Source organism: Spirochaetota bacterium (genome assembly GCA_004297825.1).
GTDB lineage: Bacteria > Spirochaetota > UBA4802 > UBA4802 > UBA5368 > FW300-bin19.
Genome location: SCSX01000060.1, coordinates 1 through 17,299 on the forward strand (window position 1 = coordinate 1; position 17,299 = coordinate 17,299).

At 53.9% G+C, this 17,299-nt stretch carries 8 protein-coding genes; all 8 read right to left on the reverse strand.

Going from position 1 to position 17,299, the window contains the following annotated elements:
* The coding region (locus EPN93_11830; GenBank protein ID TAL34406.1) for a hypothetical protein at positions 1-3,731 on the reverse strand (3,731 nt) is incomplete at its 3' end.
* Complete coding sequence (locus EPN93_11835) at positions 3,728-4,465, reverse strand: hypothetical protein (protein ID TAL34407.1); 738 nt, start codon at positions 4,463-4,465, stop codon at positions 3,728-3,730. The genes EPN93_11830 and EPN93_11835, both read right to left, overlap by 4 nt.
* 248 nt (positions 4,466-4,713) lie before the next feature.
* The gene (locus EPN93_11840; protein TAL34408.1) at positions 4,714-6,129 is read right to left on the reverse strand and encodes a hypothetical protein; all 1,416 of its coding nucleotides are present in this window, start codon (positions 6,127-6,129) and stop codon (positions 4,714-4,716) included.
* A 1-nt stretch (position 6,130) separates the two neighbouring features.
* The gene (locus tag EPN93_11845; protein ID TAL34409.1) at positions 6,131-7,966 is read right to left on the reverse strand and encodes a hypothetical protein; all 1,836 of its coding nucleotides are present in this window, start codon (positions 7,964-7,966) and stop codon (positions 6,131-6,133) included.
* A gap of 165 nt (positions 7,967-8,131) precedes the next feature.
* Positions 8,132-11,263: an efflux RND transporter permease subunit gene (locus EPN93_11850; protein TAL34410.1), complete on the reverse strand. Its 3,132-nt coding sequence runs from the start codon at positions 11,261-11,263 to the stop codon at positions 8,132-8,134.
* Entirely contained in the window at positions 11,260-14,373 is a 3,114-nt protein-coding gene (locus EPN93_11855) for an efflux RND transporter permease subunit (GenBank protein TAL34411.1), read from the reverse strand. The genes EPN93_11850 and EPN93_11855 overlap by 4 nt, the downstream gene beginning before the upstream one ends.
* The gene (locus tag EPN93_11860; protein ID TAL34412.1) at positions 14,373-15,806 is read right to left on the reverse strand and encodes an efflux RND transporter periplasmic adaptor subunit; all 1,434 of its coding nucleotides are present in this window, start codon (positions 15,804-15,806) and stop codon (positions 14,373-14,375) included. The genes EPN93_11855 and EPN93_11860 overlap by 1 nt, the downstream gene beginning before the upstream one ends.
* A complete protein-coding gene (locus EPN93_11865; protein TAL34413.1) occupies positions 15,803-17,299 on the reverse strand; it encodes a TolC family protein in 1,497 nt (498 codons plus the stop codon). Before EPN93_11865 ends, EPN93_11860 begins: the two co-directional genes overlap by 4 nt.

Consider the following 17,299-nt stretch of genomic DNA (forward strand, 5'->3'; position numbering starts at 1 on the left):
GCCAGCATCCCCTGGAAGGCCTGGTACGCCCCCTCGGCCATGCGTACTGTCTGCATCGTCTCCATCCGGTCGGCGTAGGTTTTCATCTGTTCGTCGAAGGCGGCTTTGTATTTTCCTGTGGATATCCCTAAGTCGAATAGGGCGGTAAAGCCCATCGTGGTGTCCGCCTGTTTGGCGCTGTCGGTGAGGACCCCAAGGCCGGCTATGTTGTTCGTTGCGTATTTCCTTGCGATCTTGTCCGCGTCTATCTCTATATCCATCGCCCCGGGGAGGCTCTTCTTCAAGGTCTTCGTATACTCGGCGATCTTCTTCTTTAACTCTTCCTCGCTTCTGGCCTGGGCGCGCTTTCCGGCGGTCTGGGAGCTTTCCTCCTGCCATGCGTTCATTTCCGTTTGAAAGCCCCGTCCGGCCGCCTCCCACTCCTTCTCGCCCTTCGCTATTTCGTTCCGCGCCTCTATCCGCCACTTCTTCCACTCATTTACCGTGTCGTTCACGCGGCCGTTCCAGTCGATATCACCGCGCTGGAAGATGTAATTCGCCGTTTCTCCCCAGCGGTTCTCGCGGAGTGTAAGCTCTATACTTTGCTGGTCCCATAAATCATCCTGGAATTGCGTGCTTTGTTTGAGGAGTTCGTTTACGGTGAGCGTTCCCACGTCCGTGCCGCTGCCGTCGTTCACCAGGAGGTCCGTGATCGCGCGGTAGACGCTTTCGTAGGTGGTGGCGGCGTCTTTGCTTCCGGATTCCATCAGCTCCATGAATTTCGTCTTCGCCTGTCCCAACAGCTCGCTTAGCACGCTCGCCTCGTCGCGCAGGACCAGCGTCTTGTCGTACCCGCCGTTCTCCCTGAGCGCGGCGCATTCCGCGTGGTAGGTTGCCAGTATCTGCACCGCGTCATCCGGGTCCGTTATGTTTTCCAAAGCGAGGAGCACTTTATCCCGTGCGGTTTTGTATCCTGTGTTCCCCAGCAGGTCTTCAACGCCCTTCTGGTCGTTCAGCGCGGTAAGCGCTTCCTGGAAGGATGTGTCGTGCTCGTCGTACAATCCCTTTATATAATTGTAATTCTCCAGCGCGTCCGGGACCGGGATGCCGGTAAGCTCCTGGAATCCCGTGCCTCCCGCGTTTAAGGTGCTGTCCATGAGGTAGGGGGTGCGGGCGTATTCCCACACCGCGTATGCGCGCTCGTAGTTCAACTCCGCCGTGCGGTAGGTTTCATACGCGTCCGCGGCGTCGTCCATGTACTGGGTATAGGTCGCCTGGGTCTCCTGGAGGGCGTTGCGCGCGGTGCGTATCTGCGTTTCTATGGCCTGGTACTTCGCTTGTGCACTGGTGTAGTTCCTAAGCGAAATTTCATAGTTAGCCATCTCCGCCATAATATCCGCGTTGCTTGCAGCGGGTGTCCGGGCAAGAATCTCCTTCAATGCGTCCTGTTCCTGCCTATAGGCGATATAGGCGGCGTCTATCTCGTCTTTCAGGGTTTGGTTGTCCAGGAGGGCAACAGCGTCATTCACTGCCTGCTGTTTGTTCGTCATCTCGGTGACCATCCCCTGGGCGCGCGTGTTCAACTCGTCATACGCGCGCTTCGCGTCGTCCATGGCGGTCCGCCGCTCGTTCACGCGAAGCTCCGTCACTGCCGCGCCCTCGCGCATGCCGCCGGGGGCGTATTCGTTCGTATCGTCGTAGAGCTCGGGGCTCGCGTATTTCAATACGTCCTCGGCGATCGAAAACCGCGAGGTCCAGAAATCCATGTCCTGTTTTTTAAGCTCGAAGCTTTGCTCCGCCTGGGTCATCAGGTAGGGGTCCTTCTCCAGCGCGCCGTTTTCCAGGTAATATAGCCCGTAATCGCCGTTGGAGTTGGTAAGATAACCGGGGTGAGCGGCGGTGGACGATGAGAAGAGTCCCAGCACGTCGGCCTCGGTCGAGGCTATGGTGGATTTGAAAGTATCCCTCTGATTCGACCAAAACGTGTTGCCTATGCTGTAATAATAAAATCTGGTTTTATTGGTATTGCCGGTCTCGTTCGTGATCACATTGGTGTATCTCGTGAAAACAAATGTTTCGTCAATGAATTTGGGGTCCCAATGCGTATGCCTGTGTTCGCCAGCGTAACCGCTGTGGGTAACACGTTTCTTTAGCCACCGGTACTCCGCATAGAGTGTAACATTGTATACTTCGGTAACCGTTCCCGTCTCTTCGTCATAGATTGTATCAACTATTCTTGGAGTTATCGTACACTGGGGGAGCACCGTGTTCCGCCAGCTATCGCCGTCGGAATGATATGACGCCCACATAATACTCAACAATTCGTCCGCTTTTTTCCCAAAAATATTGTCGCCGGAAACCGGATCAATAAATTCACGAAGGCCTTGCTGCTGGAGGGTATTCAAATATCCCTTGGGATCGCATGCTTCCGCTTTTTCATTGAGCCAGGCCGCGTTATCCCATGCGTTTTGCCACGCGTCCATCCCGTCATGCATCATCTCCGTATAGTCCTGGGATGATTCCTGCCACAGTGTTTGCTGAACGTTATTGTACTGTCCCAAGTCACCTTCGGCTTGGCCCCGGTTTGCTGTCAGTTCATCCTGGCGAGCCTGCCATGCCTTCTGCGCCGCGTCCATCTCGCCTACCGTGCGTTCCCGCCACTCGTCGCGCGCGCGCACTATCCTGTTGAGCGCGTCCCTCCACGCGCGCTCGCCTTCCTCGAACGCCTCCTCGCTTGTCGCCTTCCAGGCGCGCATCTCGGTGAGGAGCTTCTCCTGCGCCTGCTTCCACGCGTCCATGCCCCGTTCCAGCATGCGCGTGAACTCCTCGTCGCGCCGCTTTGCCGCGTCCTCCAGTTCCTTCGCGTCGGCGCCCTTGGGTGCCGTGGCGTTCCGGTCGAGTATGCGCGCCTCTTCCTTCTTTAAATCCTCGCGGGTCTGGGAAACGATCCGTTCCCCTGCCGCGTCGGCGCGCTCGTTCAGGCTCTGGAACTTGAGCGACTCGTCGTCTATGATCATGTCCGCGATCACGCCGTTACGCGCCTTGTAGACCAGGGAGAAGCGGTCAAGCCGGTAGCCTTCGCGAATCTCCTTCATAATCGCGAGAAGCTCGGTCTCGAAGGCGGCGCGGGCGGGCGCGTCCAGCTCCGTGCCCCGCGCGCGCAGGGTGTCCTCACGCGCGAGGAGCGCGCGCTCCCATTCGCTCACCTGGTCGTCCAGCACCGGGTTCACCTGCTCGTCGAATTTTGCGAGCGCGGCCGTTCCCTTGAGCGCCTTGGCGGCCTGGGCCGCGTCCCTTACCGCGCGTTCCAGCGCCGCGCGGTCGAACCCCGGTGCCGTGAATCCGTTCGCGCGGGCGAACCAGCTTCCCTCCGCCTTCGAGATAAGACCCTCGGCCGCGTCTTCCCATTCGGCGCGCGCCTCGTTGCGGTCCTCCTCGAGCGCCGTGCGCAGCGCCGGGTCGTTCCCCTCCTCCAGGAGCGCGCGGGATATCTTCGTTTCCGCGTCGCGCTCCCATTCGGCCTGCAGCGCCTCCTTGCCGCCCTCGACCATGCGCTCCCAGGTCTCCCGGTCGCCTTCGCGTCCCGCCTTCTCGACTGACATCTCCAGCCTTGACTTGTCGCGCTCGAACGAGCGGAACTGGACGTCGCGCGCGCCGTAGCCGGGTATCCCGGTTACAAGGGCGACGGCGGCGAGAACGAGGATGATTCCCAATGCGCGAAATATGGACGTGAGGGCGCGGGGAGTCTTCATAGGGTGTCTCCTGATCGTGTGGGTTGTGTGCTTGATTTATATGAAGTGATGCGGTTTTCTGGTAAGGACGAGACAAAGCGCGGGGGGAAACTAAATGTCGGTGCGTCAGCCGGTGAGTCCTCGTACTGGTAGAGCACCATGCGGTAGAGGCTATGCTTCCCGGTGCGCAGTGAAAAATCCATCGTAACGGAGTCTTTCCTGGGTGTCCGATATCCCTCCGCGCCGGGCGCGCGTGCGCGTATCCCGTGACCCCCTCCCGTTACGGTGCGCATCGCGACGACTCCCTCCGCCAACGCGCTAAGCGTGTTTGCGGGCGCATCGGCGCTCATTTCGGCTTTGGGAAGGAACGGCCCATAGGGAAGGGTCTTCGTGCGGGCGATCAGGTTTGATTCTTCGTGGGTGAGGGGGACTATTCCGCGGGCGGTAAGCACTTCGAACAATTCCACGGCCCCCGCCGCGAAGCCATCCCCGGTAGTAAGCGCCTTCAATTCATCTCCAAGGGACGTGCGCAGGGAAACTGCCTTTTGAAGCGATTCTGCCCCGCACCAGGCGTTGTAACGAAGTGAGGATGTATCGGCCCCGGCTGTCATTAAACCGGAGCGCACGGCGCCGGTCCATACCGTCTCGTCGGCGGTACGCTCCCAGGAGGCTTTGCACTCCACCGTCGAGGCAAAACCCGCCGCGGGGAGCACAGCGCTCGCCAGGACCAGGCTCAGGAATATGTGCCGGTACATTCGCATTGTAATAGGGTGATCGATAATACGTGAAACTTGCAAATCTTCGAATGAATCAGTTGAAAATGATTTTGATTATTTATGCAAGCTTTTTTTACCAAGCATAATGCTAGATGGTGTATAAATCTTGGTTCTGTAACTATTCAGCTGCTTGCTAAATATATGCACATAAAATAATAGGTGCCAGGAATACTCCCCCGCCGCCTCCGGCGGCGGGGGAGTATTCACTACATTTAATTACTTTTAGTTTAAAACCTCACGTACTGCACAAAATCCTCTTTCATACTATTTCCGTTCGCGTCCCTCGCCCCCGTGGAACCGCCCTTAACCCGAATCCGGTACACCTTTCCTGCGTACATGTCGTCCATCGCGAACGTGTATTCCGTCAAAGCGCCGTTCCACTCGGGATTTATCGCCTGCGGGCTCCCCTGGGCGCTCCCCGCGGCGATATCTATCGTCACGTTTATGCTCGCGGGCCGCATGGCCTGCGAGAAGCGGATCACGACCCCGGCATATTCGAGCCCCGCGTAGGTGAGTGGCTCAATCTCCGTGGGATTCCAGTCGCCCCCCGCGTCGGCCATCGTAAGGACCGTAGGCCGGAGGGAAAGGGGCCCGTTTGTAAAGAAACGGTACGCGTACTCGCGCTCCAGCTGGTTATGCTGCACGTCCCTGATCGATTTCGCGATTTTCAGGGTATATGCGGTCTCGCTTTCAAGCGGGGAATCGAAGACCAGGCGCGCCGTGGTATCCGTGATGTTCGCGTCGATATAAAAGCCGGCATCCGGGGTCAGGGTAATGGCGCCCTCCATGTCCGCCCGCGCCACCTGTTCGCTAAAGGTAATGAGCAGGTCCCCGGCACGTTCTATGCCGTTCGTTGTCGCGGTCTCGTCCCAGGCCGCTCCCGCCGGGAGCTGGAGCACGGAAAGCACCGTGGGCTTTATAAAATCGTCACCCACGGTGAAATTGAACGAGAGGGACTCCTGGAGCGAATTTCCGTTCGCGTCGCGCAGCGAATCGCTCACGGTCGCCGTATAGGTGGTTCCGTATTCCAGCTCGTAGAGCGGGTCGAACGTTATCGAGGTGTGCGCGGGGTTCCACTGGAAGGTTCCCTCGACCGACGGCGTAAGCGTAATGGCGCTGTAGATGCTGTCAAGGTCCACCGGTTCCGAGAAGTTGACGTTTACATTCGCGAGCGGCGAAATGCCCAGTGAATCGTTTGCGGGATCGTAGGAGAGAATGGCGGGCCTTTGCGAATCGGTATTCACGTAAAACACCGAGCTGAATTCCTTCTCCAGATCGTTTCCATCCATATCCTCCGCGCCGGTCGACACGGACACGGTATACAGGGTGCCGTCCAGCGGCGTCCTGGGCTGGAAGCGCATGGTGGTACCGCCGTCCTCCCAGGAAAAATACCCGTATACCTCGCCCTCCGTCGTGGAAAGGCTGAATTCTTCCGCCGTCTTCACACGATCCATTTCCTTGCTGAACCGGACCACGATCTCCGCGCCCCCGGGAATGTTGACCGCGTTATTCGCCGGCGACACCGATCGTACCGTCGGCTGGCCAAAACCCAGATTATCCATGACGGCGCCGCATCCTGCCGGGGCCCACACGGCAAGGAAGGCGCCCATTATGCAAAGTGAATGTCTCAGGATTATTCGCATATCAATCCTCCCTGCATTCGAAGCTGAACGACTCTCGCATCTCGTTACCGCCCGCGTCCTTCATGCCGTAGCTCCCGCCGCTCACCGTGAGCCGGTAGAGCACGCGCGGGGCTCCCGAACTCTCGTCGTTCGACATGTTCCCGATCACCACGATTATCTCGCTGTCGCCGGGCATGTGTATAATGTCCTTGATATTCGGTACGTAAGTAATCCCGAAATCGTCCACGCTCACGCTGTCGAATATCGAAGCGGTCGTGATGGGGGCCGGATCGCCGTTGTCCTCGTATTCGAAGTGTATCCTGAAATAATAGTCCATTTCCGAATCCGTGGGGGTTGCGGGAACTGCCACTGTTCCCATCTCAATACTGACCGGCCATGTCGCGGGATTTTGAAAGAAAAGCAGGTGGTAGGCATCGGTCACCCCTCCGTCATGGGAGCCGTACACATTCCCCACCCTGAAATGCCGCGAATCGGTGCCGTTTATATGCACCAGTGCCCGGTGCTCGGCAAGCAGGCGCCGGCCGTTCCGGTCCTGGGCGCTCGTATCCACCTTGATCACATATGCCGCACCGGGGGTAAGCGCCTCCTCGGGGGAGAAAACCATGATTGTCGAACCGGCATTCCAGGTAAACACGCCGGACGTGGACGGCTGGAGGGAAAATGCCCCTTCGGTCACGCTCCTGTTCATCGGTTCGCTAAAGGACACCGCGATATTGGTTTCTTTGCTCACCCCCTCATTCATGGCCGTCGTAGACCAGTACGGGGGCGGCACGGTTCCCGCGTCATACATGCCCTGCACTTCGGGGGGCGTGAAGTCGTCCCCGGTGATGAAGATGATTGAGCACGGTTCGGCAAGCTCATTCCCCGCCGCGTCGCATGCGCCGCCCGAGAGGGTCAAGTGGTACTGGGTCCCGTACTCCATTTCACCGGTAAGGACGTATTGCATTATGGTATGCCCGGCGTTCCATGAGAAATACCCATAGGTGTGCGGAGAAAGCGAAAACGCCTCCTCCGTTTTCTGAACATCCATGGGTTCCGAGAAAACGATTTCCAGGTCCTGGTCTACGGGAATGTTCATCGTCCCCCCTTCCGTATACGCGGGCGCCGTCGATACGATCAGCGGAAGGTCCATATCGGCGCCTGCATAAAACTCGGACAGGAAATCCATCTGCATCTTATTGCCCTTCGAGTCCCGTACCGACCGCGGGATCGATATTACGTAGCGCCCATTAGTGGAGAGCGCCGAGCGCGGTACGAAGCTGAACGATTTCGATGAGGTCCAGTTAAAGCTTCCCTCCACCGACTCTTCGTCGCCGCTCAGGGAGAAGGAATCTTCGATATCCTTTCTGCTTACCTCGTTGTTGAACGTGACGACGACCTGGACGTCATCCTGAACGCCGCGCACCCCGTTCGAGGGGGTACACCCGGTTACGCGCAGGGTATCCAGCCCCAGGGGATTGTAGCATCCGCATGCCAGGACGCACAGCGCGAGCGCCGATACTATCTTAGTCCGCATAAATACCTTCCTCCCCATCATGAATGCGCCCGAACGCGCATGAGAAACACGCCGCACTCCAATGCCACAAGCGCGAGAGAAATACCGAAAAGAACATAAGTGTTCAATACGCCTGTCGCCGCAAGAACGATAGCGGCGATGGTGATTACCGCCGCCACCAGGGGGCCCATATACCTTCCGGCCGGGATAGCCATTCCTTTCCGGGCCCTTATCCATGCAAGAAGAATCATGAGTACGTACGCAATCGACAGGAATACCATCATCTTTATTTTGAACCTGATATTGATGCCCGCCAGGAACACCGCCCCCAGGATCGCCCATGAGAGAAGGGGAGGGGTCTCATCTTTTTCGAGGAGCAATTCGCCCAGGAGCAACGCCACGAGTACGAAAAATAAAAGATTAGCGAATACGATCAGCTCTCCGGAGAAAAGGAGGATGTCATTGTATGAATAGGTGATGAAAAGCGCGGACATCCCGACAATGGTTCTAAACGGCATATTCAGGTTGTTCATGTATCCCTCTCTTCTTTAAGTAATAGGTATAGGCATACGTGCAGAGCACCGGTATGAGCACGAGCGTCAGCACGGCAGAACAGGACATTCCGCTTATAATCGTACGCGAAAGCGGGCGCCACAGGTTGCTTCCCTCGCCGCCCTTGAGGAGCATCGGCACAAGGCCCATTATCGTGGTAAGCGTCGTGATGCATACGGGGCGAAACCGCTCCAGGCACGCGGTCTTTATATACTCCCGGCAATCAGGGATGCCGAACTCTCTTCGCCGGTACCCCTTATTGATCGCATCCACGAGAATAATGCCGTTGTTGACCGCCAGGCCCGCGAGTACTATGCACCCGATATACACGGAGATATTGATTGAGGAAATCGTCAGAACCAGCATGAGAACGATCCCGATCGCCGCCAGCGGCACGGACGCCATGATGATGAACGGCAGGGTGAGCGATTCGAATTGGGACGCGAGAATCATATACACGAAGAGCACGGCGAACACGACCGCGAACATCATTGAATGCCGCGTGGTTTCCATGCGCTTCACGCTTTCATCGAATTCGTAGTAGTATTCCTCGGGGAATTTGATGGTCTTGAATGCGTCCATGATCTTCGACGCGGCGCCTTCGGCTGAAATTCCCCCCAGTTTCGCCGTAATGGTAACACAACGGCGCCCGTTGTGCCGCCAGATACGCGTAGGGCCGTTCCCCTCTTCGACGGAAACAAGTTCTTTTAACGGCACCATCGACCCCTCGCTATTCACCAAAGAGTAGCCCAGTATCCGTTGTATCGTATCGCGCTGGTTCTTCGCGAATTTAATTCTCACGTCCACCTCGCGATCGTTCTCAATATGCTTGGTGACGACGGGCCCAAAGAGCGCGCTCCTTAAAAACTGCGAAATGTCGTAAGGGGTGAGCATGGAGAGCGCCGCCTTCTGCCTGTCAACGTTGAGCCGGTATTCGGGCCTTCCCTCCCTGAACCTGAGCACGCAATCGTCGACCCCGGGGATTTTCGAAACGAGGCGCGCGGCCGAAGAGGCGATTTCCCTCAAGGTTTCGTTTTCATTGCCTATAAAGGTGATGTCGAGCTCGCGCGTATTTATTTCGGCCGATTCGGTAATGTACACGAAGCCTTCCCCGGGAGCGACGATTCGGCCAAGCTCGTCCTTTACGGATTTTTTTATCGCTTCTTGCTTTGATTTCGAGGAGTATGAATCATCAAGCTTGACGGAAAGCGTCCCCCTCCATTTCTCGACCTTCGTGGTGATCGAAGACGCGATCTCCATGGATTTGAGCTTTTTCTCCGCGTCCCCCACGGCGCGGTCGATAAGATCGAGGGACTTGCCGGTCGGAAACTCCAGGTATACATAAAATTCGTTGGTGCTGAAAGGATCGATATACTCGTTTTTCAAAAGTGGAACCAGGAGCGCCGTTCCCACTACAATCCCCAACAGGTATTTAAGCACTTTTGGCCGGTTGCTAAAGGCGCCATCGAGTATGCGTGCATAGGCATTTCCCGCGCGGTTTTCATATCCGCTCATCGTTGTTAAAAGCTTTTTGAATTTTTCCACCAAACCGGAAATTGTTGAAAGTTTCATAGTATGACCGATACTGCCTTGAAACAAACGCGATAATTTTGCCGTTCGCGAACCGCCTTGTGCGGGCCCCCGGTTTTCGGAGACTTCCGCATACAATGCGGGAATGAGTATGATCGCCACGGCAAGCGACACCGCGAGCGCGGAAGCGATTGTGAACACGAGGCCCAGGTACATTTTCCTGGTTGCTATATCGCCGAAAACGATCGGGAAAAAAGCGCCAATAGTCGCAAGCGTCGATGCGATAATGGCGTTTTTAACCACACCGACTCTTTCGAGTATGGTTTTTCGATCTATCGGGCCCGCCCGATAGATCGAGTCCGTTACTATTATCCCATTGGTAACGATCATTCCGGCCCCCATTGCCAGGCCGCTCAGGCTCATGAGGTCGATTCCGATCTTTAGAAAATACATGCCCGCGAAAACTATGATTATCGTAATGGGGATGGAGATGCTCATCGTGATAACCGGCGTCGCCTTCTTCATGAACAGGATTAATACCACAATGACGATACAGACGCCCCAAATGCATGAAGTAATGACGTTGTTTACCGCCGACTGCACATACGTGCCCTGGTTATATACAATCCCTATTTCAAAATCTTTCATGCCGCCGAGCAAGTCAATGGCCCTGCCGCATACGGCGAGCGTATTCGCGTCCCCTGCCTTATGCGCGTAGATCGTGACACGCTCTTCGCCGTCCTGCCGGGAAATGTCCTCCTGCTCCCGGTAATCCTGCCGCACGTCACCGATATCGAAAATCCTGATGAGAGAGCCGCTCGGCGTGTTCATGGCGGCCGTATCGGCGATCTCCGCAATGTTTTTATAACGGGAGGAGGTATAAACGCTGTACTCGCGATGGCTCATCTGGAGCGTGCCCCCGGGCAGCGCCACATTGCTCTTCTGGATCGTGGCAAAGAGATCGTCGAATGAGAGAGAGCGGGCCTCAAATTTGGTACGGTCCACATTGATATGTATCTCGCGCTGGAGTCCGCCCACGACATTGATCTCCGAGATTCCCTCGATGCGCTGTAATTTGGATTTAATCTCGCGCTCCGCCATATCGCGAATCTGGGTGAGACTAGCCCCTTTCTTGTCGACCGTCGCGATGAGCACCGGCCTGTCCGACGGATCATAGCGCATGACTACCGGCTCCTGCACCTCGCGGGGAAAGCCGTCCCGGATGAGACCTATCTTCTCGCGCACCTGGAGCGCGGAGATCTTGATATCGGACTCAATCTGGAAGCTTATATTAATTCTGGCCTTCCCCTCTTCCGACACCGAATCTATCTTCTCGATGCCCGCCACCGTTTTCACGGCCTTCTCGACCGGCTTCACAATAATCGTTTCAATCTTTTCCGGGGATATTCCGGGATATTCGACAATAACGGAGATCGCCGGGTATGCCGCCTGGGGCATGAGCGAAACCGGCAGCTTGTAATAACTCACCAGGCCGAACGCGCATAACGCCAGAAAGAGCATATAGGCGCTGATCCTGTTCTCAATGAAGTATTTCATCGCGCGGACTTCCCCGCGACCATGGCGTAGATCGTCGGTACGACCACCATGGTGAGAAACGTGGAAACCGTGAGTCCTCCAATGACCGCGATAGCCATCGGTCGCTGGAGCTCGGAACCCTCACCCATCCCGATCGCAAGGGGCACCAGCGCGAGAATCGTCGTGAGTGTCGTATTTAAAATCGGCTCTAATCGTTTCTTGCCGGCTTCAATTATTGCGTCGTGGAGACCCACACCCTCCCGGTGTTCCTTGCTGATGAAGTCGAACAGGATGATGGCGTTCGCTACGACGTTTCCCGCGAGCATCACGATGCCGATTCCCGAATTGATATTGAGGGAAGTCCCGGTAAGGAGAAGCGAGGCCGATACGCCCAGGATAGTGACGGGAATGCTTAACATAATAATGAACGGGCTGACCAGCGATTGAAACTGGGATGCCAGGACCATGTAGACAAGGATAATGGCGAATCCCAGCATGAAGCCGATATCGCCCAGGGAACGGGAAATCTCGTCGCGTTCCCCCGCGAATTTAACCTCATACCCTTCCTTCAGATTGAGATGCGAAAGCATGCGCTCGACTTTACCGAATACCATCGCCTTCGATCCCACGATATCGGCGGTAATCCGGTTGATTCGATTCTGCTCGCTTCTTATAATTTTATTGGGGCTGCTCCCCTCCTCAATGGTAATGATCTTGCCGAGCGGAATGTTCGCTTCCGTACTTGATTTTACCAAAATGCGCCTCAATGAATCCTTTTCCGACCTGTCTTCGCGCCTGAGCCTTACACGCACATCGATTTCATCGTCGCTTTCGCGATATTTTGTGGCAATCTCTCCTCGCACTGCCGCGCGCAGCCCCGAGGCAATATCGCTAATGTTAATGCCCAGGGAAGCCATCGCGGTCCGGTCGATATTGACTTTTAGTTCCGGGTGTCCGCGGTCTAATGCGGCTGAAATGTTCCTTACCTCCGGTATGGCGGCGAGTCCTTCATGGACCCGTTCGCCGATCTTCATGAGCTCGTCGCGTTCCTTGCCATACACCTCCAGGGTGAGGGCCTTTCCCCCCTGTCCAAAAAGCGATTCAACCACGCTCTCTTTTACGATATAGTCCATTTTCACCATCTCGCCCACGCGTATTTCATTTTGCAGGGCGCTCACGATCTTACTCACATGGGGCCTTCGTCCCCCTTTGAGGAAAATCTGGATGAGTATGTTATTCGAAGCGCGTCCGGACGATTTTTCCGAGATGTTGTCATCGGGATCGGACCCGATCTTCGCGTAGACGTCCCGTACATACGGCTTCTTCAGCAGATAGCTTTCTATCCGGGTGCTCATTTCGGCGCTTTCCGCCAGCGGGGTTCCCTTTGGCATTTCGATATCGATCGCCAGCTCCCCTGGATCCACACGCGGCATCAGTTCCTTGTCTACAAACAAGAAAAGAATGGCGCCAAAGGCCATGGAAACAAGTCCGGCCACGAGAACGCGTTTCTTGTTGGCAAGCGTATATTCCATGATTGTGGTATAGAGGGCGATCGCCCGTTCCATGAAAACATCTGAAAAATCAAACACCATCTGCTGTATTCCCGAAAGAGTCTTCGTAATCCGGCTATCCCGGAAAATTTCCGGAGAAGGAATATCCAACGCCACGATCATCGGGATGAATAAAAATGACGAAAGAAGCGAACAAAGCAGCGAGAACGTTATCGTCAGGGCCAATTCGCTAAAAACCGCTCCGCTCAAACCGGTAATGAAAACCAGCGGGGCGAATACGATTACCGTGGTGAGAGTGGATGTCGTGACGGGAATAAACACTTCCCTGGTGCCGGCAATGACATTCGCAATTCTGCTTTTTCCCTTCCCGCGTTTAAGTTCATCGGCGATTGATTCCAGTACGACCGTTCCCGCATCGACCATAACCCCCACGCCCAGGGCGAGACCTCCAAGCGACATGGTATTGATAGAGATTCCCTTAAAATACATAAGTGCAAAAGTACCTAAAATCGAAATGGGGATGGATGAGGATATAATCAATGGATAGCGGACGTTTTTCAGAAAAAACCACAGTACAAGAATGGAAATCAGGCCGCCCATCACCGCGGCATTGAGTACATTATCGATCGAACTTTGAATGAAGGACGACTGATCGAATACGTTTGCGAGCTGGAATTCCTTGTGATACTTTGCGGAAAGCTCCGTGATTCGCTCTCGCACACGGGAGCACACGTCCATGGTGTTTTTCCCGGGCTCCTTCCTGATCAGGAGCCCCACGGCCTCTTTGCCGTTCAGGCGAACAATGCATTTTCGGTCCCGGAATCCGTCCTGAATTTCACCAATTTCCTTGAGATAGATCGGAACCCCCGCGTCATTGCGGCCGACCACAACCTTATTCATCTCCGCGACATTGCGAAATTCGCCCACCGTCCGTACCAGGTACTCCCTGTCCTTTTTTTCCACGTATCCCGCGGGAAAGCTGAAGTTCGCCATATTCACGCCTTCGATGACTTCGGCGAGTGAAAGGCTATGCGCGTAAATTTTTCCGCAATCCAGGTTTATATTAACCTGCCTTCTGTAGCCGCCCATGATATCGACGAGCGCGACCCCCTCGATTCTTTCCAGGTACGGTATTATTTCCTTTTCGATTCTCCTTCGCAGCTGTGCAAAATCGTTTTCAGTCCCTGAAGGGAGCGCGATCGTATATATCATGACCGGATCGGATTTCGGATCGAACTTTATGACTGTGGATTTTCCCGTATCCTGGGGAAGCTGCGTTTTAATAATATCAGCTTTCTCCTTGGTTTCGATGAGGGCCATATCCATATTGGTTCCCCATTGAAATCTCACCGTCACCAGGCTTAATCCCTCAAGGGATTCCGAATAGACCGACAACACGCCGTTAACGGAGCTCGCCGCCTCTTCTATATATCGCGTAACGAGTTGTTCCACCTCGGTGGGGGATGCGTTTTCATAGGGGGTAACGATGGTAAGGCGCGGAAACTCGATATCGGGCAGGAGTTGTACGGGAAGTTTTTCGACTGCAATGAAACCTACCAGGCAAATTCCCAGGAAGACCATCGCGGTCGTGACCCGCCGTTTTATAAAAGTATCGAGCATCACTTTGTTTCGCGCACCTTCATTCCCGGATATGCCATGGTGACGCCCTTTGCGATTATCTCGTCGTCCTCCGAGATGCCTTCCAGAATCTCAGTCTCCGAACCGTATTCTTTTCCGATTTTTACTTTTTGCTTGAAAACCAGATTTTTTGATATGAGGTAGATTTCAGCGTCTTTTTCATCTTTCTTGATCAACGCGGATGAGGGGACCATGATTTTATCCGACTTTTCGGCGGTGATGATTTTCGCACGGGCAAACATTCCGGGAAGCAGCCGGTTGCCGGGATTGTTGACGATCGCCTTTACCTCGACCGTCCTTGTTTTGGGATCCACGGCGGGGGTAATTCTATCTATTTTTCCCTTAAATACCTCCTCCCCGAGAGCATCCACAGTGAATTCCACCGATTGATTCTTCTTTATGATTTTTATATCCTGCTCGTTTACGTTCATGGATACAAAGACTTTCGAAATATTAAGAATAATGCCAATGACCGATTCATTCTTAACCATTTCCCCCGATTCCATGTTTTTCGCGGCGACATACCCGGTGAGCGGTGAACGAATATAGGTTTCGTTGAGGAGCATCTGGGTTGATTCGACATTCTTTTCGAGTTGCTTGATTCTGGATTTGGCCGCCTCTAGCTCGGCCCTCTCCATCTTTGTATTTATCTGTTTGATAAATTCGTATTTCTTTGCATCGCTGTCGGGTAATTCATGCCCCTCTGCCTGTATATCCTCGTCCCTGAACCCGACCAACTGTATATCCAGATCGGATTTCGCGAGCAGGTATTTTGTATAAAGGGTCGTGTGCTGGGCTTTAAGCGATTCCATATCGCTCTCGCTTATCCCGCCCATTTTAAACAGTTCATCTTTATTCTTGAGCATGCGCTCCATGTTGTCGTACGATACTTTTTTGTCATTGAGGTCGGCTTTTGCCTTCTCAATGGTCTTTAGCTTGATTTCCATTCCACGCAGGGCATTTTCGTATTTTGCCCTGGCAAGGTCAACCGAGCGTGCCGCAACCTCCATCTCCGCCTGCTGTTCCTTGAGATTAAGTTCCAACGGCATTCGCTCGATTTCCGCGATCAGCTCGCCCCGATCTACCGTTTTACCTTCATATAGATAAAGACGCTCCAGCCTGCCGGCGACCTTGGAGGAAATGTTCACTTTCTCCAAATAAACTATCTGGCCCAATATTTCGATATCATCGGCGACTTTTTTCTTTTTTACCGTCATTAGCTCAATCGAATCCCTTCCGAATACCTCATTTGTTTCCGAGTCGTCGGTATTCGGAAGAATAATCAGGGTGATTGTCGGAATAAGCGTTGAAATGATAATGATCGCCAATAAGACGAGCATGGCGGCTCTTGCACGCTTGTTTCGTGTTTGAAACCAATCGATTGCCGATCGCAGGATTTCACCCGGTTTTTTCATGGTGTGCTTCCATTCCTTCGTAATGCGACTTGCAGAAATCCCACATCAACTCCCAATGCGATTTCAAAGGTAGAGGCGAGTTGCAGGTACCTGATTATCGCGTTCAGGTACGACAATGCCGACTCTCCCCGTTCAATCTCTTTCTTGATCAAATCATAGCGGCGGGAATCCCCCAGGTTTGCTTTGAGTCGTTCGATTTCAAGCTGGGCATCATATAATTCAAGCTGCTGCTTCGCTATCTCGATCATCTTCCAGCCATTAATGAGCGCGCTGTAATTCGTAGCCACCTCGAGGGCTATCTGCTGGCGGATCTCTTTTTTCTTGTATTTTGCAGTAATATAATCGATAGAGCTCTGAACGAGCTCCTGTTCGTAATCCAGCCGGTCAAGGAGGTTAACGGACCCGTTGCTGGAAAGGATACGGGCGTTTTTATTTCCTTCCTCTGTATAGCCTCCCCCCATGGTGGCGCTGTTACCGAAAATCCGTGTGGTGACCTTGAAATTTACTCCCCACCCTTGTTCCCTGGGAAAATAGCGATCATCAGTGAGGGAGTAACTTGCGCCAAGTGAAAATTCGGGAAAGTAGTAGTACTTGCTCATGAGATATTTTTTCTGGTTAATCATAAATTCCACGTCTGCGCTATCGATCTCTTTACGATTTCTCAATGAAGTTACTATCAGGTCATCGATCGGATGCTTTTCCTCATTGATCCTGGAAATTATGAAGTCTTTCTCGATATCGCCCTTTAGCGCAACACGCTGCCGCCAATCCATTCTGAGCATCAGCTTGAATTTATTGAGACCGATCGCGAAATCATCCTTTGCTTTTTCAAGATTCAATTCGATCTCTTTGACCTTGGCTTCGATCTCCATTCTGTCGAACCTGGTCGCCTCCCCCAATTCCAGCTCTTTGGAAATGAACTTGAGCTGCATTTGGCCTTGGACGAGCGTTTTCTTGTGAATGGCAATTGCGTCACGCTGTTGCAGTAAACTAAAAAATGAATTTCCCGTATCGGCGATCAGCCGGTTGACCGCGATACGATAATCATTACGTGCGAGTATCGATTGAAGCTTTGCGACGTCATAGGCAAGTTTTTTCTGACCGCCGTCATAGACGACAAGATTGGATTCGGCGGTGAATCGATATTGGCGTGAATCGGCCTCGCGGAGCCTGGCTTCTTCCGTTTGCATGTATGAAACCGATAGTGTAGGAAAGAAGTCGCGCCATCGTTGGGAAATTACACAATCGCGTACCCGTTCCTGCGCTCCGATCGATTTTAAATCGATGCTGTTATTGATTGCGATGCCGAGTGAATTTTCCAGATCAAGTCGAATTTCGTCTTCATAGCGCGGGGCTGAAATGTTCGATGTCGCATCTTCATCCACATCCATCGGCTTAACCGCATATGCCGCCATTGCATTCCACAGTAAAGCGGAGATGACACTGATCACGCTTATGAACCTGATCGTACGCAGAAAGGAATAAGGCAGCAT

What these genes read in the sequence shown, in the direction of transcription:
- EPN93_11840 (TAL34408.1), bottom strand. Translation starts at nt 6,129, where the DNA reads ATGCGAATAATCCTGAGACATTCACTTTGCATAATGGGCGCCTTCCTT.
- EPN93_11835 (TAL34407.1), bottom strand. Translation starts at nt 4,465, where the DNA reads ATGTACCGGCACATATTCCTGAGCCTGGTCCTGGCGAGCGCTGTGCTC.
- EPN93_11850 (TAL34410.1), bottom strand. Translation starts at nt 11,263, where the DNA reads ATGAAATACTTCATTGAGAACAGGATCAGCGCCTATATGCTCTTTCTG.
- EPN93_11860 (TAL34412.1), bottom strand. Translation starts at nt 15,806, where the DNA reads ATGAAAAAACCGGGTGAAATCCTGCGATCGGCAATCGATTGGTTTCAA.
- EPN93_11865 (TAL34413.1), bottom strand. Translation starts at nt 17,299, where the DNA reads ATGCTGCCTTATTCCTTTCTGCGTACGATCAGGTTCATAAGCGTGATC.
- EPN93_11855 (TAL34411.1), bottom strand. Translation starts at nt 14,373, where the DNA reads ATGCTCGATACTTTTATAAAACGGCGGGTCACGACCGCGATGGTCTTC.
- EPN93_11845 (TAL34409.1), bottom strand. Translation starts at nt 7,966, where the DNA reads ATGGGCGATCCTGGGGGCGGTGTTCCTGGCGGGCATCAATATCAGGTT.